Annotated in this window: 26 protein-coding genes and 1 riboswitch; of the genes, 18 read left to right on the plus strand and 8 right to left on the minus strand. The window is 41.1% G+C overall.

From position 1 onward, the window contains the following. Positions 1-481: 481 nt before the first annotated feature. Positions 482-1,216, minus strand: coding sequence for a class I SAM-dependent methyltransferase (locus ACLI08_RS10300; RefSeq protein ID WP_411428406.1), 735 nt, complete (start codon positions 1,214-1,216; stop codon positions 482-484). Positions 1,217-1,352: 136 nt separating this feature from the next. On the opposite strand from ACLI08_RS10300, the gene ACLI08_RS10305 reads away from it, so the two are divergent. Continuing rightward, positions 1,353-2,168 (plus strand): 2,3,4,5-tetrahydropyridine-2,6-dicarboxylate N-succinyltransferase, encoded by an 816-nt coding sequence (locus ACLI08_RS10305; protein ID WP_411428407.1) that lies wholly within the window; start codon positions 1,353-1,355, stop codon positions 2,166-2,168. 9 nt (positions 2,169-2,177) lie between these two features. Next, complete coding sequence (locus tag ACLI08_RS10310; protein WP_411428408.1) at positions 2,178-4,007, plus strand: glycosyltransferase; 1,830 nt, start codon at positions 2,178-2,180, stop codon at positions 4,005-4,007. On the opposite strand, the gene ACLI08_RS10315 is transcribed toward ACLI08_RS10310, so the two are convergent. Together ACLI08_RS10315 and ACLI08_RS10320 are read right to left on the minus strand one after the other, a co-directional pair. After that, positions 4,004-4,813: a glycosyltransferase family 2 protein gene (locus ACLI08_RS10315; protein ID WP_411428409.1), complete on the minus strand. Its 810-nt coding sequence runs from the start codon at positions 4,811-4,813 to the stop codon at positions 4,004-4,006. The genes ACLI08_RS10310 and ACLI08_RS10315 overlap by 4 nt on opposite strands. A 7-nt stretch (positions 4,814-4,820) precedes the next feature. Continuing rightward, positions 4,821-5,582: a Kdo domain containing protein gene (locus ACLI08_RS10320; RefSeq protein WP_411428410.1), complete on the minus strand. Its 762-nt coding sequence runs from the start codon at positions 5,580-5,582 to the stop codon at positions 4,821-4,823. Between the two features lie 77 nt (positions 5,583-5,659). Here ACLI08_RS10320 and ACLI08_RS10325 point away from each other — a divergent pair, with 77 nt between their 5' ends. Next, positions 5,660-6,721 carry a glycosyltransferase family 4 protein gene (locus tag ACLI08_RS10325; protein ID WP_411428411.1) on the plus strand — a complete coding sequence of 354 codons (1,062 nt, stop codon included), beginning with the start codon at positions 5,660-5,662 and terminating at the stop codon, positions 6,719-6,721. Positions 6,722-6,726: 5 nt separating this feature from the next. Here the strand turns inward: ACLI08_RS10325 and ACLI08_RS10330 are convergent, their stop codons facing one another. Continuing rightward, on the minus strand, positions 6,727-7,587 hold the full coding sequence (locus ACLI08_RS10330; protein WP_411428412.1) for a hypothetical protein: 861 nt from the start codon (positions 7,585-7,587) through the stop codon (positions 6,727-6,729). 59 nt (positions 7,588-7,646) lie between these two features. On the opposite strand from ACLI08_RS10330, the gene glf reads away from it, so the two are divergent. From glf to ACLI08_RS10370, 8 genes are all read left to right on the plus strand, one after another. Continuing rightward, positions 7,647-8,765: a UDP-galactopyranose mutase gene (gene glf, locus ACLI08_RS10335; RefSeq protein WP_411428413.1), complete on the plus strand. Its 1,119-nt coding sequence runs from the start codon at positions 7,647-7,649 to the stop codon at positions 8,763-8,765. Then, positions 8,755-9,528, plus strand: coding sequence for a DUF4422 domain-containing protein (locus tag ACLI08_RS10340; RefSeq protein ID WP_411428414.1), 774 nt, complete (start codon positions 8,755-8,757; stop codon positions 9,526-9,528). Before glf ends, ACLI08_RS10340 begins: the two co-directional genes overlap by 11 nt. A 5-nt stretch (positions 9,529-9,533) precedes the next feature. After that, the gene (locus tag ACLI08_RS10345; RefSeq protein ID WP_411428415.1) at positions 9,534-10,637 is read left to right on the plus strand and encodes a DegT/DnrJ/EryC1/StrS family aminotransferase; all 1,104 of its coding nucleotides are present in this window, start codon (positions 9,534-9,536) and stop codon (positions 10,635-10,637) included. Between the two features lie 72 nt (positions 10,638-10,709). Then, on the plus strand, positions 10,710-11,312 hold the full coding sequence (locus ACLI08_RS10350) for an L-threonylcarbamoyladenylate synthase (protein ID WP_411428416.1): 603 nt from the start codon (positions 10,710-10,712) through the stop codon (positions 11,310-11,312). Then, positions 11,313-12,746: a CCA tRNA nucleotidyltransferase gene (locus ACLI08_RS10355; RefSeq protein WP_411428417.1), complete on the plus strand. Its 1,434-nt coding sequence runs from the start codon at positions 11,313-11,315 to the stop codon at positions 12,744-12,746. It begins immediately after the preceding gene. Positions 12,747-12,752: 6 nt separating this feature from the next. Beyond that, complete coding sequence (locus tag ACLI08_RS10360) at positions 12,753-13,772, plus strand: COX15/CtaA family protein (protein ID WP_411428418.1); 1,020 nt, start codon at positions 12,753-12,755, stop codon at positions 13,770-13,772. Between the two features lie 92 nt (positions 13,773-13,864). Next, positions 13,865-14,047, plus strand: a complete 183-nt coding sequence (locus tag ACLI08_RS10365; protein WP_411409640.1) for a CsbD family protein — start codon at positions 13,865-13,867, stop codon at positions 14,045-14,047. A 194-nt stretch (positions 14,048-14,241) separates the two neighbouring features. Beyond that, positions 14,242-15,114, plus strand: a complete 873-nt coding sequence (locus ACLI08_RS10370; protein ID WP_411428419.1) for a cupin-like domain-containing protein — start codon at positions 14,242-14,244, stop codon at positions 15,112-15,114. Here ACLI08_RS10370 and ACLI08_RS10375 read toward each other — a convergent pair. Further along, entirely contained in the window at positions 15,111-15,533 is a 423-nt protein-coding gene (locus ACLI08_RS10375) for a hypothetical protein (RefSeq protein ID WP_411428420.1), read from the minus strand. The two genes, ACLI08_RS10370 and ACLI08_RS10375, sit on opposite strands and share 4 nt — an antisense overlap. Positions 15,534-15,595: 62 nt before the next feature. After that, positions 15,596-17,272: an amino acid permease gene (locus ACLI08_RS10380; protein WP_411428421.1), complete on the minus strand. Its 1,677-nt coding sequence runs from the start codon at positions 17,270-17,272 to the stop codon at positions 15,596-15,598. 222 nt (positions 17,273-17,494) lie between these two features. On the opposite strand from ACLI08_RS10380, the gene ACLI08_RS10385 reads away from it, so the two are divergent. The 6 genes from ACLI08_RS10385 to ACLI08_RS10410 all read left to right on the plus strand — a co-directional run bounded on the left by ACLI08_RS10385 (position 17,495) and on the right by ACLI08_RS10410 (position 21,413). Continuing rightward, positions 17,495-18,133 (plus strand): peroxiredoxin, encoded by a 639-nt coding sequence (locus ACLI08_RS10385; RefSeq protein ID WP_411428422.1) that lies wholly within the window; start codon positions 17,495-17,497, stop codon positions 18,131-18,133. A gap of 31 nt (positions 18,134-18,164) precedes the next feature. Next, positions 18,165-18,479 carry a thioredoxin family protein gene (locus tag ACLI08_RS10390; protein ID WP_411428423.1) on the plus strand — a complete coding sequence of 105 codons (315 nt, stop codon included), beginning with the start codon at positions 18,165-18,167 and terminating at the stop codon, positions 18,477-18,479. Then, positions 18,460-18,720 (plus strand): DUF6952 family protein, encoded by a 261-nt coding sequence (locus tag ACLI08_RS10395; protein WP_411428424.1) that lies wholly within the window; start codon positions 18,460-18,462, stop codon positions 18,718-18,720. The genes ACLI08_RS10390 and ACLI08_RS10395 overlap by 20 nt, the downstream gene beginning before the upstream one ends. 84 nt (positions 18,721-18,804) lie before the next feature. Further along, positions 18,805-19,308, plus strand: a complete 504-nt coding sequence (locus ACLI08_RS10400; RefSeq protein WP_411428425.1) for an N-acetyltransferase family protein — start codon at positions 18,805-18,807, stop codon at positions 19,306-19,308. Positions 19,309-19,478: 170 nt separating this feature from the next. After that, a complete protein-coding gene (rplS, locus tag ACLI08_RS10405) occupies positions 19,479-19,832 on the plus strand; it encodes a 50S ribosomal protein L19 (RefSeq protein ID WP_411428426.1) in 354 nt (117 codons plus the stop codon). A gap of 162 nt (positions 19,833-19,994) precedes the next feature. After that, complete coding sequence (locus ACLI08_RS10410) at positions 19,995-21,413, plus strand: alkaline phosphatase (protein WP_411428427.1); 1,419 nt, start codon at positions 19,995-19,997, stop codon at positions 21,411-21,413. Between the two features lie 36 nt (positions 21,414-21,449). On the opposite strand, the gene ACLI08_RS10415 is transcribed toward ACLI08_RS10410, so the two are convergent. Together ACLI08_RS10415 and ACLI08_RS10420 are read right to left on the minus strand one after the other, a co-directional pair. Further along, on the minus strand, positions 21,450-22,388 hold the full coding sequence (locus ACLI08_RS10415; RefSeq protein WP_411428428.1) for an NAD(P)H-dependent flavin oxidoreductase: 939 nt from the start codon (positions 22,386-22,388) through the stop codon (positions 21,450-21,452). 17 nt (positions 22,389-22,405) lie between these two features. After that, the gene (locus tag ACLI08_RS10420) at positions 22,406-24,025 is read right to left on the minus strand and encodes a S8 family serine peptidase (RefSeq protein ID WP_411428429.1); all 1,620 of its coding nucleotides are present in this window, start codon (positions 24,023-24,025) and stop codon (positions 22,406-22,408) included. A 112-nt stretch (positions 24,026-24,137) separates the two neighbouring features. On the opposite strand from ACLI08_RS10420, the gene ACLI08_RS10425 reads away from it, so the two are divergent. Then, entirely contained in the window at positions 24,138-25,007 is an 870-nt protein-coding gene (locus tag ACLI08_RS10425; protein WP_411428430.1) for an EamA/RhaT family transporter, read from the plus strand. Between the two features lie 119 nt (positions 25,008-25,126). Continuing rightward, positions 25,127-25,240: riboswitch (SAM riboswitch) on the plus strand. The last annotated feature ends 84 nt before the right edge of the window (positions 25,241-25,324 follow it).

Raw genomic sequence — 25,324 nt, forward strand, 5'->3', positions numbered from 1 at the left:
TTTTAAAGCCGTATCCGCCTCTCATTACCCACCGAACCTCGCAGTTCGGGAGGGCAAAGGTAAAACCTTTTTCCTTTTAATTCAAAACTTTTTTAAGCTTTTTTTCTGAAGTTTTTTTTCGTTCCCCTCCTCATTATAAAGAGTTAAACGCTAAAATCCTGCTTCCATGTTTTCAAATGAACGTCGCCGTAGTTGCGGGTGCAAAAGTAATAAACTTTTCGTTACATCCTAATCTTTTTGAAACTTTTTTTCAAGGCCGCTTTTCAACGTGTATTCATCTTATTACATAAGAGAAAAACCTCTTTCAAAATCTCATCAAGTTTTCTATGAACCTCGCTAACTTCTCTGTTGCGGGTGCAAAGATACCACTCTTTTACACTTAAACAACTACTAAATCAAGGTTTTTTTAATCATTCGGTAACACAAATCGGTAACACACTAAAACAACAAGAGTTAGCAGATGAAAAAAATGGAAAAAAAATTACACTTTACGCCCTACCCTTAGTAAAAGCGGAAAAACTACCTCCTTTTCTCCCCTGCCCCATATAGTTTGGAGCTCTGTTTTAACCAAATCTACAGGATTTATACCGTTTTTATTTATGTAATGCTGTACCGCAGACCACGTATTTAAGTACCCCAGTAGCTGCTCAACGTTCCAACTAAAGCGATTTTCAAACTTTTGTGATACAATTTCGGCAAATGGGAATGGAATTGTACTGTAATTCTCATCCAAATACCTTCTTTCCTCATCCCAGTAGGTTCCCAAAATCTCTCTGTATAGATGATAAAGCACCTTATCGGCCTTAAAACCCGCCGAAAATAACCCATAACCTAACACAGCAAAAACACCATTACTATTTAAAAGCCGGTTTACTTCTTTATAAAACGCATTAAAATCAAACCAGTGAATAGCCTGTGCCACGGTTATAAGATCAAAGGTATTATCCTTAAACCCTAAATCTTCTGCACTTGCCATCTTATAGTGCACATTATATAACTGTGTGGCGTTGGCCAACTGCTGTTCGCTTATATCTACTGCGTACACTTCTTTAAAATACGGAGAAAGCGCCGCAGCCACCTGGCCGTTTCCTGTTGCTACATCCAGCGCATTTTGGTGTTGTGAAACATTACTCATTATATATTGTATCATTTCCGCCGGGTAATGCGGCCGGAACCTGGCGTAGTCATTTGCCTGCGCAGAAAAATTATCTTTCATACTCTTATATATTATAGGTATTAAGGTACGGCTAAAATGCAGAATAGTAAAATTGGGAGTATAAAAAGTGATATTTACCGCAAACCTCTGTTTTATATGCCGACTTTAGTATATTTGCCGAAATACAAGCACTACAATGAACAACTTACAAACCCTTATAGAACAGGCCTGGGAAGACAGGAGCCTGTTACAAAACGAAAATACCACAAATGCAATCAGAGAAGTAATAGAACTACTGGACACGGGCAAACTGCGTGTTGCAGAACCTACAGCAGATGGATGGCAGGTAAACGAATGGGTAAAAAAGGCTGTGGTAATGTATTTCCCGATACAGAAAATGGAAACCCTTGAAGCCGGAATTTTTGAATATCATGATAAAATGCCGCTTAAACGTAATTATGCCGAAAAAGGGATACGTGTTGTACCTAATGCCGTAGCAAGGCATGGCGCTTATATATCGGGGGGTGTAATACTTATGCCAAGCTATGTAAACATAGGTGCTTATGTAGATGAAGGCACTATGGTAGACACCTGGGCCACTGTAGGAAGCTGCGCACAAATAGGCAAACACGTTCACCTTAGTGGCGGTGTGGGTATAGGCGGAGTGCTGGAGCCACTTCAGGCAGCACCGGTTATTATAGAAGACGGCGCGTTTATAGGTTCGCGCTGTATAGTTGTAGAAGGTGTACGGGTAGAAAAAGAAGCCGTACTTGGCGCTAATGTTTGCCTTACCGCTTCTACCAAGATTATTGACGTAACCGGAGATGAACCTGTAGAAATGAAGGGTATAGTACCGGCGCGCAGTGTAGTAATCCCCGGAAGCTATACTAAAAAATTTGCCGCAGGCGAATATCAGGTGCCTTGTGCACTTATTATAGGTAAACGAAAAGAATCTACAGATCTTAAAACTTCACTGAACAACGCCCTAAGGGAGTATGATGTTGCAGTATAACAGTTGCGGATGGAAGGTGAAAAAGTAAAGATATCGGCCCTCGCGATTGTTTTTAACGAGGAACAAAATATAAGAGAGTATTTAAACAACATTTCGTTTGCCGACGAAATTGTTGTTGTAGACTCTTTTAGTACCGACGCTACGCCGGAGATTATCAAAAATGAGTTTCCTCATGTGCGTTTTTACCAACGCGTTTTTGATGATTTTTCGTCGCAGCGAAATTATACTATAGACCTTGCCTCTAACGACTGGGTTATGTTCTTTGATGCCGACGAGCGCATTACGCCCGATGGCATCAAAGAAATAAAATCTGCCATAACACCTACAACAACCGAGGTAGCTTTTTGGGTAAAAAGGATTTTTTACTACAAGGACAAGCCTTTGGTGATGAGTAATTTTAACGACGACCGTACGGCGCGTATCTTCAGGAAGTCGAAATGCAGGTATAGCGACAAGCTGGTACACGAACAGCTGACCATAAATGGTAAAAGCCGGGTGCTTAAACATGCTATTAAGCACTACTCCTTTAAAAATAAAGAAGATTTTCTTAAAAAGAGTCTTTTGTACTCACGCCTGCGGGCCAAAGAGTTTTTTGAATTAGGCCTGCATCCTAATTTTTTACACTTTACCATTCGTCCTGCTTACAGGTTCTTTAAACATTACATATTAAAACTGGGTTTTTTAAACGGGCAGCGCGGTTATGAGGTTTCCTCTATACTGGGCTACCACGTATATATGCGTTATAAATACCTTCAAGATCTGTATAACTACAAGGAGAACCCTAAAATACTGGTTATACAACAAAAAATGATTGGCGATGTTTTAGCCAGCACCATTATATGTAATAACCTGAAACAAATGTATACCGCGGCTACGGTAGATTATTCTATTTATCCGTTTACACGCCCTGTTACAGAAAACAACCCTAATATAGACAATCTTGTTTTGTATGATCCGAAATACCGTACAAGCCGAAAAGATTTACTCAATTTTTTGTTTGAGGTTAGGAAACAGAAATACGACATAGTTATAGATGCCTATGGGAAAGTAGAAAGTAACCTTATTACTTCTTTTTCGGGAGCCAAAAAACGCATTAGCTTTTATAAGTTTTACACCAGCTATTTGTATACAGATACGGTTAAGGAGCTTACCGTACCGGTATCTGATGCGGGGCTGGCTATAGACAACAGGTTACAGCTGCTTACCATATTAAATGAAAAATATCAGCCTGTAAAAAGGCCGCATATTTTTATGACTGAGGCAGAAATAGAAAGTGGCAGGCAAATCATAGCGCAGTATAATCTGGATTCTGTACAAAATCTTTATATGATTAGCCTTTTGGGTAGTTCTTACAATAAGACTTATCCTTACGAATACATGGCGCAACTGCTGGATGTTATAGCACAAAAAGAGGATGTGTGTATGATTTTTAATTATATGCCATCTCAAAAAGACGAGGCGAATAAAATATACAGTTTGTGCGCTGAAACCACACAGAAAAAAATACGCACCGATGTAAATCCGGGCAGTATACGCGACTTTTTGTCTATACTGTACCACTGCAAGGCACTTATAGGTAATGAAGGTGGTTCTATAAACATGGCTAAGGCCATAAACATACCTACCTTTACAGTATTTTCAACATGGATAAATAAGGAGGCATGGAATTCTTTTGAAGACGGAAAGCACTACGTGTCTGTACACCTGAAGGATTTTAAACCACAACTTTACGGATCTAAGCCACCAAAGGAAATGAAAGATAGTGCCATGGATTTGTACAGCCACTTTACGCCTGATTTGATAATACCTAAACTTAAGCAGTACCTGATGGATAACTAAAGTTGTGCAATACCTGTAGGTGTTTTTACTACTTTATGCTTTTTAGTGTACTCGCGGATTTCGTTATTTTTTTTCCAAACAGCATCGCTTACATACCCTCGCGCATGATCAAGGTGCACGCATATAGCGCTGTATCGTATTTGAACCGGCTTTAACCCATTGTTTATAAGGCGTTCACCAAGCTCCCTGTCCTCACCGCCGTACTGCATTTCATGATTAAAGCCGTTTATATCAAGTAGTTCTTCTTTCCAGCACGATGCATTATGCCCGTTCCAGGTAGCCTTGGTAGGTGTAGCAGCGTTTAAGAGTGCTGCCAAAAAGCCCTTAGCTGAGAGTTTCAGTTTTTTAACTGCTTTGAGCCCATTTAGCTGTAACCAATGTACATCAAAACAGCGCTGGGCTATAATATCTTCTTTTGTTATCGTTTCAGAAGTAATCATGGGAAGTTTAAAATACCCGCCCGACAAAAAATGTTTCGGCCTGCGGAATTTTAAATGTGTAGCCACAAAATCGGCTCGCGGTATACAGTCACCGTCTGTAAAGATAAGATAGTCTGTTTCCGCCGCCAGAATAGCACGGTTTAATATCATACACTTCTGGAATCCGTTGTCCGGGTGCCATACGTGCTTTACAGGCATCTTAAGTTCGCTTCTCATGCTGGCAATCAGTTCGGCGGTTTTAGGTCCCGACCCATCATCAGCAATTATAATTTCAAAATCCTGTTCAGTCTGTACGCTAAAGCCCCAAAGCACTTTTTGTAGCCAGGCCTCGGCATTGTAAGTACTCATTATAACCGATGCTTTCATGCGCTTGCTATTTAAGTTTAAGTTTTTGCTTTAACGCCCTTTTTCTCCAAAACTTCCTTTGAAATTCGGCCGTTTTACCCCAAAGGGTATTAAATATTTCCTGCTCCGTTTTTTCTGTATATAACGCAGCATACTCGCTACTCATAACAGCAACCATTTCCTGCTTAGGGGTAAGCCTTTTAAGGTTTTCCATGCGAAGGTCAAAACTCATAGCATTATGGAAATTCATCCTGTTTAGGTCTACCAGGTAAAACGAATATTGCCCCGGAGCATTTTTAATAATAAGGGTGTTTCCCGGAGAATGGTCTTTAAATTCTATACCTGCCTGGTGCAACCTGAAAGAAAATGCTGTAAACTGACGCAAAATAATTTCGTGTTCAGGATAATCCGGAATTTCTACCAGTTCCCTAAAGGTAAGATCTGGCATCAGGTGTTCACTGGCATAATAGCTATCCTTCAGCCCAATAGCAGTTACGTTTTCAAAATATGCAATGGGTGCCGGGGTACCTATCCCTTTTTCAAGCAAAACAGTGGCGTGATCATACGAGCGCCTGGCTTTTGATTTTCTAAAAAAACGGTATACTATCGTATTCAGTGCATTTGGCACCCTAAATGATTTTACATTTACGTTTATGCCGTTACATTCAAAAATTTTTATAGCATTACGCCTTCCTATCACAAAGTCGGTTCCCTGTGTAGTAAATCCGTTAATGGCTGATTTTAAGGCTTCCTGCAAGTAGTTAAATGCAGGACTGATGGTGTAACGCATAAAAAATTTTCAACAAAAATAAATATTGCATTCCATAGTCGCTATATTTATCGATATTTTTACCCAAATTTTTACAAATGCGTACTGTATTCCTTGAGTCTCACAACCTAAAAAACAGAGCCGGTGGCCTTGGCACGTTTAATTATGAGCTAATTAAAGCCATGGCACAGCTACAGACCGATAATCTGGAAATTTACCTCAACCTAAAAAATCCGGAGATGCTAAAGTCAGAGTTTGGCGATGCTTTTTTATACAATAAATACAGTAGCCTGCAACGCCACGCTATATTCCGCATAAAAAAAAAATATGATGTTTGGCACAGCCTTAATCAAAACACTAAGGTTGAACCCTTCTTCAATCCGGGTAAATATATAGTTACCGTACACGACGTTAACTTTATGGAGGAGGGGCGCAGTGAAGACCGTAAAAAAAATGAGCGCGTTTTTAAAGAAAAACTAAAGCGTGCTGATGTTATTACTTACATAAGCAATTTTGCCAGGCAGCAAACGCACCAATATTTTAATGTTCCTGCCGTTAAAGAAGTAGTTATTTACAACGGCAACCCTATATCTACCCTACAGGATACCAGCAATTATAATGCAGAAGCTCCTGTAGACAAGCCTTATTTATACTCACTGGGCGATTTTATAGAGCGTAAAAATTTTATGGCATTGGTAAAAATGATGGAGGTTAACCAGCAGTACAACCTTATCATTTCAGGTAATAACGATAAGGAATATGGCCATGCCATAAAACAGTATATTGCCGAAAAAAAACTGGAAAACCGTGTATTCCTAACCGGAAAGGTAGATGATACAGGCAAGCAGTTTTATATGAAAAATTGTAAGGCATTTGTTTTCCCCTCTATCCGCGAAGGGTTTGGGTTACCACCGATTGAAGCTATGAAGTTTGGGAAGCCGGTATTTCTTTCAGACAAAACGTCGTTACCGGAAATAGGTGGCGATGCAGCGTTTTACTGGACTAACTTTGATCCGGAATATATGAATGATTTCCTGACCACTACCCTTACCCAGTTTAAAGAAAACCCTGAAGCACAGCTTAAAAAGATATACGACAGGGCTAATTATTTTTCGTGGGATAAAGCAGCCAAAGAATATTTAGCGCTCTACACCGAATAGAAATATTATTTAAATAACATACGGAACCACTGCCCGAAGTTTTTCATGGCCAGGAATAAAGAAGACACGCTGAGTTTACTGGTTTTTCTAAAATTAACCAATAGCTCGTTGATATTGGCTCCCGGCATAAACTCTAAAGTTTTCCAGTTCATGGGCTCCAGGTAAAAGAACCCCTGCATGGTCTTGTAATTTGATTTATTTACAGTGTCCCACTTGTGCAGAAATGCTTCTTTGTCTATATCTGTGTTATGGCCCCAGTTTTCCAGTTTCTGAACCAGTTCACTACGCTCTCGCGAAAGGCAGTCGTGCAGTGCAATGCTGTCTGTATATACAGAGCGGCATTTACAATGCCTGCCCACTTTGTAAGCCGGTTGGTTTACAGCAAGCATAAACTTATCAAGTTTATCTACATACAGTACGCCGCCATCTACATATTTATACAGGTTAACCTTCCACGCACAGATTTGTATAGGCTTACGCGACTTTAAATAATGGTTGTGGCTTTTTAAAAAGTCGGTAAACTTTTTAAAATTGTACATATATTCATCTGAGTCAAGCTGAATGAGCCAGTTACCCTGGCCCATTTGCGCGGCAAGGAGTTTTCTTTCGCGCACTTCGCATTCCATAGTGGAGAGCTCAGGCTTATAAAAGTCATCTTCATAAATTACCACCTTGCCCTTAGTATCAAATGCTTTTACCCATTCGAAAAAACTTTCTTCAATAGTAAAATACTCGCCATTCCAGGTACGCCTGTTGCGGTCTATTGCCAGAAAAACGGTATCGCTCTCCTCATATATGGGAGGCAATGCGTTTTGAATTAGCTTGTAATCATAGGAAACCAGAAACCCTACCTGAATTTTAGCCATCTTTAAAAATGTTGGTTTAAATGGCTTGCAAGTTAAGATATTATAAATAATTTCGCTATATGAAAGATAAATATGATTATTTGATCGTAGGAGCCGGACTTTTTGGCTGTGTTTTTGCCCACGAAGCCAACAAGCGGAACAAACGCTGCCTGGTTATAGACAAACGAAACCACATAGGAGGTAATGTTTATTGCGAAAACATAGAAGGCATTAACGTACACAAATACGGCGCACATATTTTTCATACTAATGACAAAGGGCTATGGGACTACGTAAACCAGTTTGCCACGTTTAACCATTACCGTAATTCGCCGGTATCTGTATCTAAAGGTAAGTTGTACAACCTGCCATTTAACATGAATACATTTTACCAGCTTTGGGGAACAAAAACCCCCGAAGAGGCTAAGGCAAAAATAAATGCACAGATAGACGAATACGGTGTGCAATACCCACAAAACCTGGAAGAACAGGCACTTTCGCTGGTAGGGAAAGACATTTATGAAACCCTTATTAAAGAATACACGCAAAAGCAATGGGGGCAAGACCCAAAGCAACTGCCTGCATTTATTATAAAAAGGCTACCCGTACGCTTTACTTACGACAATAATTATTTTAACGACACCTACCAGGGCATACCTGAAGGAGGTTACAACAAAATCATAGACGGCCTCATGCAGGGCGTAGATTACAAAACAGAGGTAGACTTTTTTGAAAACCGCGCCTACTGGGAAGACCAGGCAGCGAAGGTCGTATTTACCGGTAAAGTAGACGAGTACTTTGATTACCGTTTCGGCAGGCTTGAATACCGTTCACTGCGTTTTGAAAACGAAATACTCAATACCGACAATTATCAGGGTAATGCTGTAGTAAATTACAACGACCTCGAGGTGCCGTATACACGTATTATTGAGCATAAACATTTTGAATTTGGCAAGCAGCCGGCCACTGTAATAACCCGCGAATATCCTGAAAACTGGACGCCCGAAAAAGAGGCTTATTACCCGGTGAATAACCCGGAGAACCAGGAAATTTACAATCAATACGCCCAATTGAAAAAGGAAAATGCCTCTACTATATTTGGAGGAAGGCTTGCGGAGTACAAGTATTATGATATGCACCAGATTATTGCCGCTGCGCTAACAGCCGTTAAACGAGAATTTAAAGAGAATGAAGACTAAAATATTTGTAGTTACCCACAAGGCTGTACCCCCACTGGCAAACGACTTGTACATACCTATACAGGTGGGCAGCCGGGACGATATATACACAGGTATTACACGCGATAACAGCAGTGATAATATAGCGGACAAAAACAGCAGCTTTTGCGAGCTTACAGCAACATACTGGATTAGCAAGCATATTGCCGATGCAGACTATGTAGGTATATGCCACTACCGCAGGTACTTTAATTTTTTTAATCCGTTGTTTAACTTAAAGCCGTCGCGCCAAAAACCGGTTACTGCCGAAGAATTTAAGCAAACTGCTATCTGCAAAGCCTCGCCTGAAAAAACCGACGAAAAAATAGCCGCTATATTTAAGTCGCATGACGCCATAATGCTTAGGGCTTACAATCTTGAAAACGGGCTTTCGGAATCGTACTACAACGAACAGGGAGGGCACCGAAAATCAGACTGGGACGAAACCCTTAACATCATTAAGGAGCTTTACCCTGAGTACAGCAACAGTATTACCCAATACCTGGACGAGGGTAAAAAGTTTCATATGGGTAATATGATTGTTACCACAAAAAAGATTTGGAACGAATACAACCAGTGGCTGTTTAGCATATTGTTTGAACTTGAAAAACGTATTGAAGTACCTTCAGATCCCGTTCAGGGCAGAGTGTTTGGCTATATTTCAGAGAGAATAATAAACCTGTACGTATACCATAACAAGCTTCGCATTAAAGAAATGGGAGGCTACAAAATAACCGACATTTAAACCCAATGATAAAATTCCTCGACATACAAAAAATTAACCTGCTGCACCAGGAAGCACTGGAAGCGCGCCTGCTGAAAACATTCAGGAGCGGCTGGTACCTTTTAGGCGAGGAAGTAAAAAATTTTGAAAAAAACCTTCAAAGCTATATTGGTTGTAAGCACGCTATTGGCGTGGCTAATGGGCTCGATGCCCTGCGACTCATCTTTCGGGGGTATATGGAACTTGGGGTGTTAAGCCCCGGGGATGAAGTTGTAGTGCCGGCAAACACTTACATAGCCAGTGTACTCGCCATAACTGATAATAACCTTGTACCTGTGTTTGTAGAGCCAAGTGAAACTACACTAAACATAGACCTCAGCAAGATAGAGCAGGCAATTACCCCTAAAACTAAAGCCATAATGCTGGTACACCTTTACGGGCGTGCCGTGTACGGCAGCGATTTAGCTGGCATTGCACAAAAACACAATTTAAAAATCATTGAAGACAATGCACAGGCCATTGGCGCTACTTACAACGGCCTTAAAACAGGTAACCTAGGCGATGCCGCGGGTTTTAGCTTTTACCCGGGTAAAAATCTGGGCGCATTAGGCGATGGTGGTGCCGTGTGTACTAACAACGATCACTTAGCTGCTGCCATACGGGCGGTAGCCAACTACGGTAGCCAGCAGAAATATGTAAACCGCTATAAGGGACTTAACTCACGCCTGGACGAAATACAAGCCGCTGTACTCGATGAAAAACTGAAATATCTTGACAAGGAAAATGATATAAGAAGGCACATAGCACACTACTATATCAATAACATAAAAAATCCACAGATTATTCTGCCACAGGTTCCTGATAAGGATGAAGAACATGTGTGGCACGTTTTTGTAATCCGGACCAATCAACGAGATCGACTACAGAAATATCTAAATCAACGGGGGATTCAAACGCTTATACACTACCCTATCCCCGTACATAAACAAGAGGCCTATGCCGAATACAGCCACCTTAATTTACCAATTACCGAACAAATTCACAACGAAGTGCTGAGCCTGCCCATAAGCCCGGTGTTAACGGAAGATGAGCTAAAAACCATTACCGTAACTTTGAATGAATTTAAATAAGGTGCTCAAAACTTCGGTTGGGGTTTTTCCCTTTTTAAAAAGAAGTAAATTTGCGTTATAAATTGTAATGCTATGCATCCATTAGACAGAATGAACATGAGCGAGCAGGAACTGGTTAACCAGGAAGTGCATAACGCTTACGAAGCCATAAAGGCCGGAGGAATTATCCTTTACCCTACAGATACCGTATGGGGAATTGGCTGTGATGCTACTAATACCGAAGCCATTAAAAAAATATATGCGCTAAAGCAGCGCGAAGAAACTAAAAGCATGATTGTGCTGGTTAACGGAGACCGCATGATGTGGAGTGTTTTTAAAGACGTACCGGAAACTGCATGGCAAATACTGGATTTAAGCGAAAAACCCACTACACTTGTGCTTGACAATCCTAAGAATGTGGCAGATAATATTATAGCACCAGACAATACACTAGGGGTGCGTATAGTAAAAGAACCGTTTTGCTATAAACTAATGGAGCGCATGAAACGTCCGTTAGTTTCTACATCGGCTAATATAAGTGGTATGCCCACACCTACTCAATTTAAAGAAATCGACCATCATATTTTGGACGGCGTAGACTATGTAGTAAATTTGCACCGAGAAAAAGTTGCCGCCAAACCATCAGCAATTATAAAGCTAGGTAATGACATGACGGTTAAAGTGATACGCCCTTAAATGGAAAACAATACTTCATACCAAGAAGCCCTTACAAATACTATTTTTGAAATCACAGCCCAGGCGGCTGCGTCGCTTAATGTAAAAAGCTACGTTATAGGTGGCTTTGTGCGCGACTACCTGCTACAACGAGGCCTTAAAAAAGACATTGATATTGTGGCTGTGGGCAGCGGTATAGAACTTGCAAAAGCAGTATCGGGCCTTATTAAAGGTAAGCCAAAAGTTCAGGTTTTTAAAACCTACGGCACCGCCATGCTTAAGTATGAAGAGATAGATGTAGAATTTGTAGGTGCACGCAAAGAAAGTTACCGCGCAGACAGCCGTAACCCTATTGTGGAAACCGGCACACTGGAAGACGACCAAAACCGCCGCGACTTTACAATAAATGCCCTTGCATTGTCTTTATCTAAAGACGATTTCGGTACACTGGTAGACCCTTTTAACGGCGTTAAGGATTTGGCAAACAAAATAATCCGTACTCCTCTGGATCCGGATATTACGTATAGTGATGACCCATTGCGTATGATGCGTGCCATACGTTTTGCAACGCAACTCAACTTTACTATTGAAGAAGAATCACTTAAAGCGATTACCCGAAATAAAGAACGCATAAAAATTATTACCGGCGAACGCATTACGGATGAGCTGAATAAAATTTTATCGGCTCCGGTGCCTTCTGTAGGTTTTAAGTTGCTCTACGACACAGGGCTGCTGGATATAATTTTGCCTGAGCTTACCGCGCTGAAAGGTGTAGAGGAGGTAGAAGGGCAAACGCATAAAGACAACTTTTACCATACCCTGGAAGTGGTAGACAATATAAGCCGTAACACCGAAGATGTATGGCTACGCTGGGCGGCATTACTACACGATATAGGTAAAGCGCCTACCAAGCGTTTTGTAAAAAAACAAGGCTGGACGTTTCACGGGCATGAGTTTGTAGGAGGCAAAATGGTAAAAAAACTTTTTGAACGCCTGCACATGCCGCTAAACCATAAAATGAAATTTGTTTCGAAAATGGTGATGCTGAGCTCCCGCCCTATTGTACTAGCGCAAGATATTGTTACAGACAGTGCAGTGCGCAGGCTTGTATTTGATGCAGGCGAAGACATAGACAGCCTAATGACGCTTTGCGAGGCAGACATTACCACAAAAAACCCTAATAAGTTTAAAAAATACCATAACAACTTTAAAATTGTACGTCAGAAAATTGTTGAAGTGGAAGAGCGCGACCATGTGCGTAATTTTCAGCCACCGATTACCGGTGAGCAGATTATGGAAATTTTTAACCTGAAGCCTTCCCGCGAAATCGGGGTGCTTAAAGAAGCCATAAAAGAAGCAATATTGGAAGGCGAAATACCCAATGAATACGAATCGGCTTATTCTTATATGATGGAAAAAGCCACTAAAATGGGCTTAACGAAAGTAAATTCTTAAACAGTTATGAAACGCGATAAAGGAGTCATCATCTGGTTACTGTCAGGCTGTGTACTGGTGTTTATAATGGTGGTGGTTGGCGGTATAACCCGCCTTACAAACAGCGGCCTTAGTATGACCGACTGGCATTTGGTTACAGATACATTTCCTCCGCTAAGTGAGGAAAAATGGCAACACGCTTTTGAGGAATATAAAAAGTTTCCTGAGTATCAAAAGATAAACATCCATAATAATTTTACGCTGGATGATTATAAATACATCTATTTTTGGGAATGGTTCCACCGCCTTATCGGCCGTGTTATAGGTATGGTATTTATTATACCGTTTATATATTTCCTTTTAAAAAACCGCATAGCCCCATCTACTTTAAAAAAATGTTTTGTGCTACTGGGCATGGGTGCATTACAGGGTTTCTTTGGGTGGTTTATGGTAAAAAGCGGCTTGATTGACGATCCGGACGTAAGCCACTTCAGGCTATCGCTGCACCTTACCTTTGCTTTCCTTACCTTTGCGTACACGCTGTGGGTAGCGTTGGATTTAATTTACCCGGAAAGAAAAGCCCCGGTGCCTGTACTGCGCAAGTGGGCCAGGATAGCGCTGATAGTTTTACTGATACAAATTGTTTACGGTGGTTTTGTTGCAGGGCTTAATGCAGGGCTTGTTCACAACACCTGGCCGCTTATGAGCGATGGCCAACTTATACACGACAGTGTATTTATAGAGCGCCCTACATTGTTACAAAACCTTACCGAAGGCCAAAGCGGGGTTCAGTTTGTACACCGTACTATGGCGTACGTAGTAGTAGCCCTTATATTAGCGCTGTACTTTAAAGGAAAAAAACTGGGTGTAGACGCACAGCAGAAGCAAGGACTAAATGCCTTGGTCATTATAGTATTCCTGCAATTTACCCTTGGTGTACTTACCCTGCTGTTTAGGGTGCCGCTATGGCTGGGGCTTACCCACCAGGTTGTAGCTTTCTTTTTACTTACTGCAATGACGTATACATTACATAGATTAAGCAAGTAAACTTTAGCAACTCTTTATCAATCCCTTGGCTGTATTTTAAGATTAGGAAAGGTAATTTTACAATATCAAAATAACCTAATCAGAAAAAAGTTATGCCAAATTCAACAGAAATAAAAGGACACTGGGATGAGCTAAAAGGGAAGCTTAAACAAAAATATGCCGAACTTACCGACGACGATTTAACATACGAAGAAGGTAAAGACGATGAAATGTGGGGACGCCTTGAGCAGAAACTGGGCAAAGCTAAAAAGGAGATACTGTCTATTTTTCAGTAATTAGTCCGTTTCCCTCAACGCACATAACCACATATTTAAAACTGTTCTGTAAACAGCAATCTGTTTGCCGAACAGTTTTTTTTATGCACTACCCTTAGGTATAGCACCCTTTTAAAAAATCGCAATTTTAACACTGCCTTTGTACGTTTTTTCGATACTTTCGTAGTAAGAAACTACACACGAAACCACGCATCATGAATTTTGAATTTAGAGAAATTGAACGGGTGGAAAAACTCACGGAAAAAGAGTTTATTGAAAACTACTACAAACCACAAAAACCGGTAGTAATAACAAGGCAGCTGGAAGACTGGCCGGCATTTGAGAAATGGAACTTTGCCTTCCTTAAAAAAGTGGCTGGAGATAAAATGGTGCCTTTATATGATAATCGGAAAACCGACTATACCAAAAAGGTGAACGAACCTGATTTTACCATGACCATGACAGAATACATTAATATTCTGGAGAAAGGCCCTACACAGCTCCGTATCTTTCTATTTAATTTACTGAAAGAAGTACCTGCTATGAAAGCAGACATACGTTGGCCTAAACTCGGGCTAAGGCTTATAAAAAGCTTACCCCTGGTATTTTTTGGTGGTGAGGGCGCTAAGGTATTTATGCATTATGACATTGACTTCCCAAACATTCTGCACATTCACTTTCAGGGACGTAAACAATGCGTACTGGTAAGCCCGCAAGACACTAAATATATGTATCGCCTACCCTATTCCTGGATATGTAACGAAGATATTGACTTTGACAAACCGGACTTCGAGAAGTTTCCGGCTTTAAAAAAGGTAAGGCCTTATATTACACATTTAGAACATGGTGAAATGTTGTATATGCCTGAAGGTTGGTGGCATTACATGAAGTACGAAACCCCGGGGTTCTCACTAAGCCTGCGCTCCCTTGCCGGACGGCCATCAAATCTTTTAAAAGGTCTGGCAAATGTAACGTTTAACAGGATTTACGATAACTGGATGCGTAAACGAAAAGGACAGGCGTGGCTGGATTACAAAGCAGAAGAAGCCATACGCCGCACCAATAAACTTATAGAACAGGAAGCTTAGGCTTTCTGTTTTTTATTTTGCTGAAATACACCGCAACTCCAAAGTGCCCAACCAATCAGCACAGGCTGAAAAAACAGGCGGATGAGCCTTTTCTCGTCGGTATCAAGGCCAAAAGCACTTCGATGGTTTTTGTATTGCGAAATATTACCTGGAAATACCGCAGCGAAGAATGCCGCAGCTACAATACCTGTTACTAGTTTCTTATTTTTAGCCAGCAATAAAGCGGTACCCAGCGCTATTTCGGCAACTCCGGAAAGAAGCACAGTGGTATCTTTACTTACAGGCACCCAGTCGGGCACCTGATCCTGAAAATCAACGCGCGCAAAAGTAAGGTGGCTTACGCCTGCAAAAACAAGCATGGATCCCAGGGCTATGCGGGCTGTATTTTGTGCAACGGTCGTAGTTGTAACAGTTTTCATAAGTACTTTTTACACTAAAGTTATTTAATATAAGTACTTACAGTATATGCTTTAGCTAAATTTTATGCCTTTACGCTTAGTTTACTATGTTTCCTTCCGTAAGCAAAATAGAATAACAGCCCTAAAACCAGCCATAAGCCAAACCATGCCCAGTTGTTTAAAGACATTCCGGTAAGCAAATAGCAACACGAAACTAAACCCAGTACAGGTATAAGCGATAGGTTTTTAAGGAAAGACAAAATGGCCATAACTACACAAAGTGCAAAGAACACAATCATAGTTACGTTGCCTGTTATATTCTCTGAGAAGTTGAAGGTTTGGGCAAAAAAGCCGGGGAACACATAATGCACCACAGCCGCCGCACCTACAACTAGTAATGGGAAAATAAACTTAGCGTTGATATACGGTATTTTAAACTTGCCCTTGGCTTTATTTTCTGCGCTTTCAGCTTCGCTGTGCGGGCTAAGCATAAGCACACCACCACACACCAGTACAAAGGCAAACAATGTTCCTATACTGGTAAAATCAAGCACAAAAGTTTCATCGGTAAAAAAGATTGGTAAGCCTACCACAAACCCCGTAACTATGGTAGCAAAACCAGGAGTTTTAAATTTAGGATGGATTACAGAGAATTTTTTAGGCATCAAACCATCACGGCTCATGGTCATCCATATACGCGGCTGTCCTAACTGAAATACCAGCATTACACTGGTCATGGCCACCACTGCAGCAATAGACACAATGAATAGCATCCATTTTACGCCTTTAAGTGCAAAAATTTCAGCAAGCGGATCTGTAACGCCCAATTTGTCATAAGGCACCATACCGGTCAGTATTAGCGCCAGTATTATATACAGTACAGTACAGATTACCAGTGAGTATATCATACCCTTAGGCAGGTCGCGCTGCGGGTTTTTAGATTCTTCCGCAAGGGTAGACACCGCATCAAACCCTATATAGGCAAAAAATACTGCCGAAACCCCTCCCATTACGCCACCAAAGCCGTTTGGCATAAATGGCGTCCAGTTATCTATATCTATATAAAAACAACCTACCACAATAACCAGCAGTATAATGGCCAGTTTTATGTACACCATTAGGTTACTAAGGTTTTTAGACTCCTGTGTACCGCGATATACAAGGTATGTAATCAGTACATTAATCATTACCGCCGGCAAGTCGAATATAATCTTTAGCGAACCCAGCATCGGGGCATTTTGCCATGCAGTAAATCCTTCACCCGGTTTGTTTTCAAGGAAATTACGATGTGCTTCGGTATAATTAATGGTTAACCATTCGGGTAAATGAATATGGAAACTTTCGAGCAGGTTAGTAAAATACCCGCTCCACGAAAAGGCAATATAAATATTACCGATAGAATATTCCATGATAAGTGCCCAACCAATAATCCAGGCGAAAAGCTCGCCAAACGATACGTAAGCGTAAGTATACGCGCTGCCCGAAACGGGAACCCGACTGGCAAATTCGGCATAGCACATTGCTGTAAAGCCACATGCCACAGCACAAATAATGTAAAGTAAAATAACCCCCGGCCCACCCGAAAAGCAAGCATTGCCAATAGCACTAAATGTACCCCCACCTATAATAGCTGCTACTCCAAAAAATGTAAGATCTTTAACAGTTAGCACCTTGTGCAGGCCTCCGCTGTGTTCTCCATCGCCTCCCTGCTGCAAAATTTTACTGATAGGTTTGGTACGAAAAAGGTCTTTTAATGCCATTTGTGTAAAAAATATTGGTATAACAAACAAATATAGAAAACTTAATATAAAAACGAAGCGGGTTTGTATATTTATTGAATAATTTGTAATTTATAGTTATATAGGTTTTCTCTATTTTCTAATAAAGAAATATGATACTTATCATAGCAAAAAAGTAATTTTTGCACGTAATTTTGCACTAGAAATTTAAACCGATTATTAAATTCTTTAAATAAACAAACTATGGCATTAGTAGGAAAAAAATTCCCAAACATTGCAGTAGACGCTATAGACCACATGGGCGACTACCTATCTATCAACGTTTTTGAAAAAGCAGTAAACGAGAAGAAAAAAGTACTTCTTTTCTGGTACCCTAAAGATTTCACTTTCGTATGCCCTACTGAGCTACATGCTTTCCAGGCTGCCCTTGGCGAGTTTGAAAAAAGGAACACTGTAGTTATAGGTGCTTCTTGCGATACTAACGAAGTACACTTTGCGTGGTTAAACACCGCTAAAGACAACGGTGGTATAGAAGGTGTTACCTACCCTATCCTTGCAGATACTAACAGGAACCTATCTAACATCCTTGGTATTCTTGACATAGAATCAAGCGAGTACAACGACGAAACAGACACTGTTATCCTTACAGGCAGCAACGTTACATTCCGCGCTACTTACCTGGTAGACGAAGACGGTAAAGTATTCCACGAAAGCGTAAACGATATGCCGCTTGGCCGTAACGTTAACGAATACCTACGCCTTATAGACGCTTATACACACGTACAAACTAAAGGTGAAGTATGTCCTGCAAACTGGGAAGAAGGTAAAGAAGCCATGACTGCAGACCGCGATGGTGTAGCCTCTTACCTAAGCCAAAACTAATTTTTGTTTTTAAACTAAACGTATATCCATCATGTTACAGGAACTAAATAAAGATAACCTTGCCGAAATTGTAGCGGCCGAACCGGTAGTTGTAGTACAGTACTCGGCCGGATGGTGCGGTAACTGCAGGATTATGAAGCCTAAGTTTAAGAAACTTGCCGGCGATCATGAAAACATAACTTTTGTACTTGCAGATGCTGAAAACTTTCCGGAGTCGCGCAAACTGGCCAAGGTAGACAACCTGCCTACATTTGCCACCTTTAAAGGCGGCCAACTGGTAAGCCAGGTGCAAACAAACAAAGTAGAAATCTTAACAGATCTTGTAAATGAAGTTACCGGTAATTAAGCAACTTACGGAGTTTATAGAGCAAAACGACCAGGACTATGTTATAGAGGCCGTGGAAGTTTTAGAAGCGCTTACCGAAGTGCCCTCTTTAAAAGATGAGGAGCTTGATGTAATAGGTGAACTCATATCTAACATGTATGGTGCGCTTGAGGTAAACAAGCTGGTAAAAGACGGCATGAGCAAAAAAGACGCACTGAACAGTTTTATGCAACGCGTACTGGGCTCTATAGATAAAGGGTAAGCAAACCCAAATAATACCTAACGCCTCCGGAAACGGGGGCGTTTTTTTATGTACCTTTATGCTTAAAATTACCAAACACAATCCATGAACTATAAATTTAGGTCGGCAACAGAATCAGACGCAGATAAAATTTGGCAAATATTAGAGCAGGCGATAGCAAGGCGAAAAGCCGATGGCAGCACGCAGTGGCAAGATGGCTACCCAAACCCTGAAGTTGTAACAACAGATATACAAAACAGATATGGTTACGTACTTACAGACGGCGATAATATAGCCGGATACTGCGCTATTATGGTGAATAATGAACCTGCTTATGAACACATAGACGGTGCATGGCTTACCAACAACGATTTTGTGGTATACCACCGGGTAGCGGTTTCAGAAGCATACCTGGGCAAAGGGGTGGCCAAAGAAATGCTTTTATACATTGAGGAGTTTGCTAAAAGCAAAAATATAAACAGTGTGAAAGTAGATACCAACTTTGACAACGCGGGTATGCTGGCACTGTTACATAACTTTGGCTACGTGCATTGTGGCGAAGTTATAATGAGAGGCGGCATAAGAATGGGATTTGAGAAAATACTCTAAACTAATGCGTATTCCTTTACCAAACAGGTTTGCTAATCAACCCTTTAAAACTTTAAAAATTCGTTTTGCATTTAAAAAAATAGATTTATATTTGCACCCTCATTCGGGCCAACCTCTGGCGATAATCGTGAATACGTTGCCCTGATTAAACAAATTAAATTAAACAAATCATGTCTGATTTATTAAAATTCGTTCAGGACGAGTTCGTTACAAAAAAAGACTTCCCTGAATTTAACGCCGGTGATACTATCACTGTGTACTACGAAATTAAAGAAGGTGAAAAAACCAGGACTCAGTTCTTCAAGGGTGTAGTTATCCAGAAGAGGGGTGCAGGTATCACTCAAACTTTTACCATCCGTAAAATGTCTGGCGCTGTAGGTGTAGAGCGTATCTTCCCTCTAAACATGCCGGCTCTTCAAAAAATTGAAGTTAACCAACATGGTAAAGTTAGAAGGGCACGTATATTCTACTTCCGCGAACTTACTGGTAAGAAAGCTAAGATCAAAGAGAAGAGAAGAAGGTAATTTCCCATCTTATCAAAATACAAAAATCCTCGTACGCAAGTACGGGGATTTTTTATTTTCTGCACACACCTTACCCTGTGCATTACTGTTAATTTACTTCTTCTTAAAACTACATTCGGGTTTTGTTCTTAAATTTGGGGCATTCGTTACAACACACAACTTATGAACAGGAGAAAATTCTTCCGAAACGGTTCGCTCTTTACCCTTGGAGCAGCCCTGGTTAATCCTTTTGAAAGCACAGCTTCGGTTTTAGACACCGGAATTTTAAATAAAAACAAAAAAGCCAAAAACATCATTTTTATGGTGTCTGACGGTATGAGTGCAGGCACACTAAACATGGCCGACCTGTACCTGAACCGCAAAACCGGTAAAGGCAGCAACTGGATTCAGCTATATAAAGACAACCGTGTAGCTAATGCCCTTATGGACACAGCTTCGGCCAGCTCTATTGTTACCGATTCTTCGGCAGGTTCATCGTCTTGGGGCGGCGGCGTACGCGTAAAAAATGGCGTACTAAACGTAGGCCCTAATGGTGAGAAATATATGCCTATATGGCAAAAGTTTAAAAAAGCCGGTAAAATGGCGGGCTGTGTTACTACAGTACCCATAACCCATGCTACCCCGGCAGGCTTCTGTGTAAATAACGATAGCCGTAATGCCATGGAAGACATTGCCGAGGATTACCTAAAACTGGGCTTTGATATAATGATGGGTGGCGGTAACGACTATTTTAGCGCAGACCACCGTAAGGATAAAAAAGATATGTATGATGCCTATAAGGCAAAAGGCTGGCAAATAGCACGCACACGTAACGAGATGCTGGCTACCCAACCCGGAAAACCTGTACTAGGGATATTTGGCGACAACAGCCTGCCGTACTTCCTGGACCGCAGCAGCAGCAAAGAACTTACCGACGCTACCCCTACCCTTGCCGAAATGGCACAGAAAGCCATAGACCACATGAAAAATCATAAAAACGGTTTTGTGCTACAAATAGAGTCAGGGAAAGTAGACTGGGGCGCACATGCTAATGATATAGGAGCGCTGTTGTATGATCAGGTGGCTTTTGATGAAGCGGTAAAAGTAGCCATAGACTTTGCAGAAAAAGACAAGGAAACGCTTGTAATAATTACTACTGATCACGGCAATGCTAACCCGGGCGTGATTTACGGTAAGACTGCTAACGAAAATTTTGACAACATACAAAAGTTTACCAATACAAACGAATGGCTGCTTAACGAAATTAAGCCGGACTGGACGAGTGCTAAAGTACGCGAGCTTATAGCCTACGCTAACAACCATACCGTTACGGAGGATGAAGCAAAAAGTATTTTAAGCCATTACACTGGCATAGAAAAGGAAGAAGGCGGGCTTTACAACTACAAAAAGTTGCCTTACAAAGCATTCTCTGAAATGCAAAAATCCTATACTAGCGTGGGCTGGATAAGTATGGACCACAGTGCAGATTATGTAAATCTAGCCATGTTCGGGCCGGGAAGCGAATTGCTTAAATCGTTTGTAAAGAACACTGACCTGCATTACCTGATGCTTCAGGCTGCAGAAGTAGAAAATAAGTTTTAAAAATAAGATAGGCTAGTTTTTCCAGCCTATCTTATTTTACATTAAAGCTATCTCTTGTTTAGCATTATTATATTCTGTTATCATTTCACTAACGATTTCGGCAGCGGGTTTAATTTCCCGTATAAGCCCGGCAATCTGCCCTACTTCGAGTTCGCCTTCCACCAAGTCGCCTTCAAACATACCGCGCTTGGCACGGGCACGACCTAATAATGTTTTTAAATCGTCTGTGGTTGCGCCTTTAGCGTAGAGTGCCATAAGATCGTTGTAAAACTTATTCTTTATCAATCGTACCGGCGCTAGCTCTTTAAGGGTAAGGTGGGTATCGCCATCTTCAAGATCAAGAATCATTTCTTTAAATGCCTGGTGAGACGATGCTTCGGGCGTGGCTATAAACCGGCTTCCTACCTGCACGGCATCGGCTCCTAAAACCATTGCTGCAAGCATACCCCTACCGGTAGCAATGCCCCCGGCAGCTATAAGCGGAATACTTATTTTTTCCTTAACCATAGGTATAAGGGTAAATGTTGTGGTTTCTTCGCGTCCGTTATGCCCACCTGCCTCAAAGCCTTCGGCAACAACAGCATCTACACCGGCTTCCTGAGCCTTAAGGGCAAACTTTACACTACTTACCACATGCACTACGGTAATACCTTTTTCTTTAAGAAATGAGGTCCAGGTTTTTGGGTTACCTGCGCTGGTGAATACAATTTTTACGCCCTCTTCCACAATAATCTGCATTATCTCCTCAATATTAGGATAGAGCATCGGCACATTTACCGCAAAAGGATTGTTTGTAGCGGCCTTGCATTTTTTAATATGCTCTCGCAATACATCGGGGTACATAGAGCCTGCACCTATAATGCCCAGGCCTCCAGCGTTACTTACCGCACTGGCCAGTTTGTATCCGCTGGCCCATATCATTCCGGCCTGTATAATCGGATACTTAATGTTAAAAAGTTGGGTTATTTTATTCATGAGTTTGGGTTATACTATCAATTTTTAATTACCTTACCCGTGTAAGCTGCGTTACCCGAAAGCAAGCGGTAACTATATACCCCGGATGAAAAACCGGAAAGATTTACGGTTGGGTTACTTTGGCTAACGGTTTCTCGCAGCACAACTTGTCCCAGATTATTAAACAGTACAATTTCGGCAGCGCCTGATTCCTTCGGCAAAACTACTGTAAGTACGCTGTTCACGGGATTAGGATATAAGAGTAGATTTTTATTATTTGGCGCTATATCCTTTACAGCGGATATATCCTGATAAGCTGCCCAAAAGTCGGGTACTCCATAGCCGAAAGTATTATCAGGGTTATTGTAGCGGTCTGCCGACTGTTTTACTTTTTGAAGAACATCGGCATTGCTAAGTTGCGGAAGCGCTTGCCATAAACACGCAACCAAACCTGCAGTTATAGGGCCTGAAAATGATGTACCACTCGCCGATGTTATACTGCCATCTGTACTCCCTACAGAAACCCCAAGTCCCATAGCTACTACATCGGGTTTTATACGACCATCATACGAAGGACCTAAAGAACTGAAGTAGGCAATTTCTTCCGAAGAATCTACGGCTCCTAAAGTCAGCGTGTTAAAAGCATCTGCAGGAACTGAGATATGAGGATCTGAGGTAGCTGCGCTATTACCTGCCGAAGTAACTAAAAACATACCGCGTGTAAAGCCGACATTAGCACCACGGGTAATAAAAGCAGTTTGTCCGTTTATTTCTTCGTAGGTATGATCATACGATGGGTTATCAAACCTGAAATAGCCCAAAGAGGTATTAATCACATCTACACCAAGGCTATCTGCCTGTTCGGCAGCTGCCACCCAAAACGACTCCTCTACGGGGTTCTCATAGGTCATACTTTCGGTAACAAACAGATAGTAATTAGCATCGGGTGCTGTACCTACAAAAGAACCATCAGCATAGCCGGCCATAGTGCTTAGCACCATGGTACCGTGATTCCCTCCAGTATACACATTGTCTGACCCCTCTACAAAGTTATAACCTCCAAGTAATTTTCCATTTTGCCGGGCACGCTCCGTAAGCACACTAGTATCAGAACCCGGGAAACCAGCATCAAGCACCGCTATTGTTACACCAGCACCGGTAAATCCATTTTGGTGTAGCAAATGTCCGTTTAACATTTCTATTTGGGTAGCCGCCGCGCCATAATTAAAGTTAGCATGCACGCTAAGGTTCTTGTTAACGGTACGCTGCGCCGTAGCAGTTACTCCACTACCGCGCCTGTTGTTTAATGTTTTATCTGCAAATTCTATAGACGACACAAATGAAAAATCCCTCAGGGCATTAATGTCTGCAAATTCTCCACGTACATGGACTGCATTAAGCCATTTGCTCTTTGCCATTACTGTTATGCCGGATGAAGCAGCTACACTGTTAAGATAATCAGGATGTATAGGCACATCTTTATCATCGAGTGTTACGTTGTGGGCTGCACGCCGATCTAATGCCTTTTGAGAAAGCATTTCCAGCGGATGCGCCAAATAATAATCCGTATCTGGCTTATCTGAAAAATAAACCCATGCGTCCTGCTGGGCATATAGTGCAGTTGTACATAAAACCAGTAAAAGAAATAACCTTTTCACAGCAATTGTTTTTATCAAAATTACGTTTTTTAAAGATACTGCAATTACCATAACGGGCATTTGTAGTGCTATTCCATTAAATTGTACCTTTGCACAAACAAATTTAATACCGATGCTTTATTTACTACTGAGTATATTTTGCAGTGTATCTGTTGGTATAATTTTCAAGATAGCGGCAAAAAATACCCGCCGTAACTCGCAGATGATACTTAGCAATTACATGGTGGCGTTACTACTTTGCTACGCATTTTTTGCCCCGGAACCACACCTGAAGCAGTACACCGCCCATTGGCCGGAATTAACCGCACTAATGGTGTTATTGCCATCTATATTCCTGTTTTTGGCATTGTCTGTAAAATATGTGGGTATTGTAAAAACCGACGCCGCACAACGGTTATCGCTATTTATACCCATCCTTGCTGCATGGTTTATTTTCCATGAAAACTTTAATAGCTGGAAATTAATAGGGCTGGCAGTGGGGTTTCCTGCACTGCTACTCATCCTTTCAAAAAAAGAAGAAACAGAGGGTCAAAAAAATGCCTGGATGTACCCGGCGGTGGTATTACTTGGCTTCGGCCTCGTTGATACATTATTTAAAAAAGTAGCCATTTTACCGAATGTTCCTTACACAACATCATTAAGCATTGTGTTTATGGGCGCTTTAGTAATAACAACACTTGGCGTGATTTATGAAGTAACTTTTAAGGCTAAAAAAATAAAAGCCATCAACTTTGCCTACGGTTTGCTAATAGGGATTTTTAACTTTGGCAACATACTTTTTTACCTGAAAGCCCATAAAGAATTTGCCGAAAATCCGTCAACGGTTTTTGCCGCCATGAACATGGGTGTTATAGTTACGGGAAGTTTAGCCGGAATGTTTTTATTTAAGGAAAAACTTACAATAAAAAACTATTTTGGTATAGCACTAGCTTTACTAGCTATCGTTTTTATTACAATTTCACAGGTTTTGACACAAAATTAAACACCTGAATAACAAATCATTATATACAAATTTAGTGAATGCCTAAAAATTTTTATTGAAAAACGTTTGGAAATTAAAAAACTCCTGCGTTACCTTTGCAGCACGTTCATCAAACATTATTCTTATCCAGAAAGACCGAGGGAATTGACCCTATGACGTCTTGGCAACCTGTCCTGCATTTCAGCAAGATAAGGTGCCACATTCAACCCCGCCCTGGTGGGGAAAGATAAGTAAGAAACAGCAAATATATAATTTATCATATATGCCTTTCTGACTTGTCGGGAAGGCTTTTTTATTTTAAGTTCTTTCCGATACCT

Origin of the sequence: Flavobacterium sp. RNTU_13 (genome assembly GCF_046614455.1) — a bacterium.
Classification (GTDB): domain Bacteria; phylum Bacteroidota; class Bacteroidia; order Flavobacteriales; family Flavobacteriaceae; genus Flavobacterium.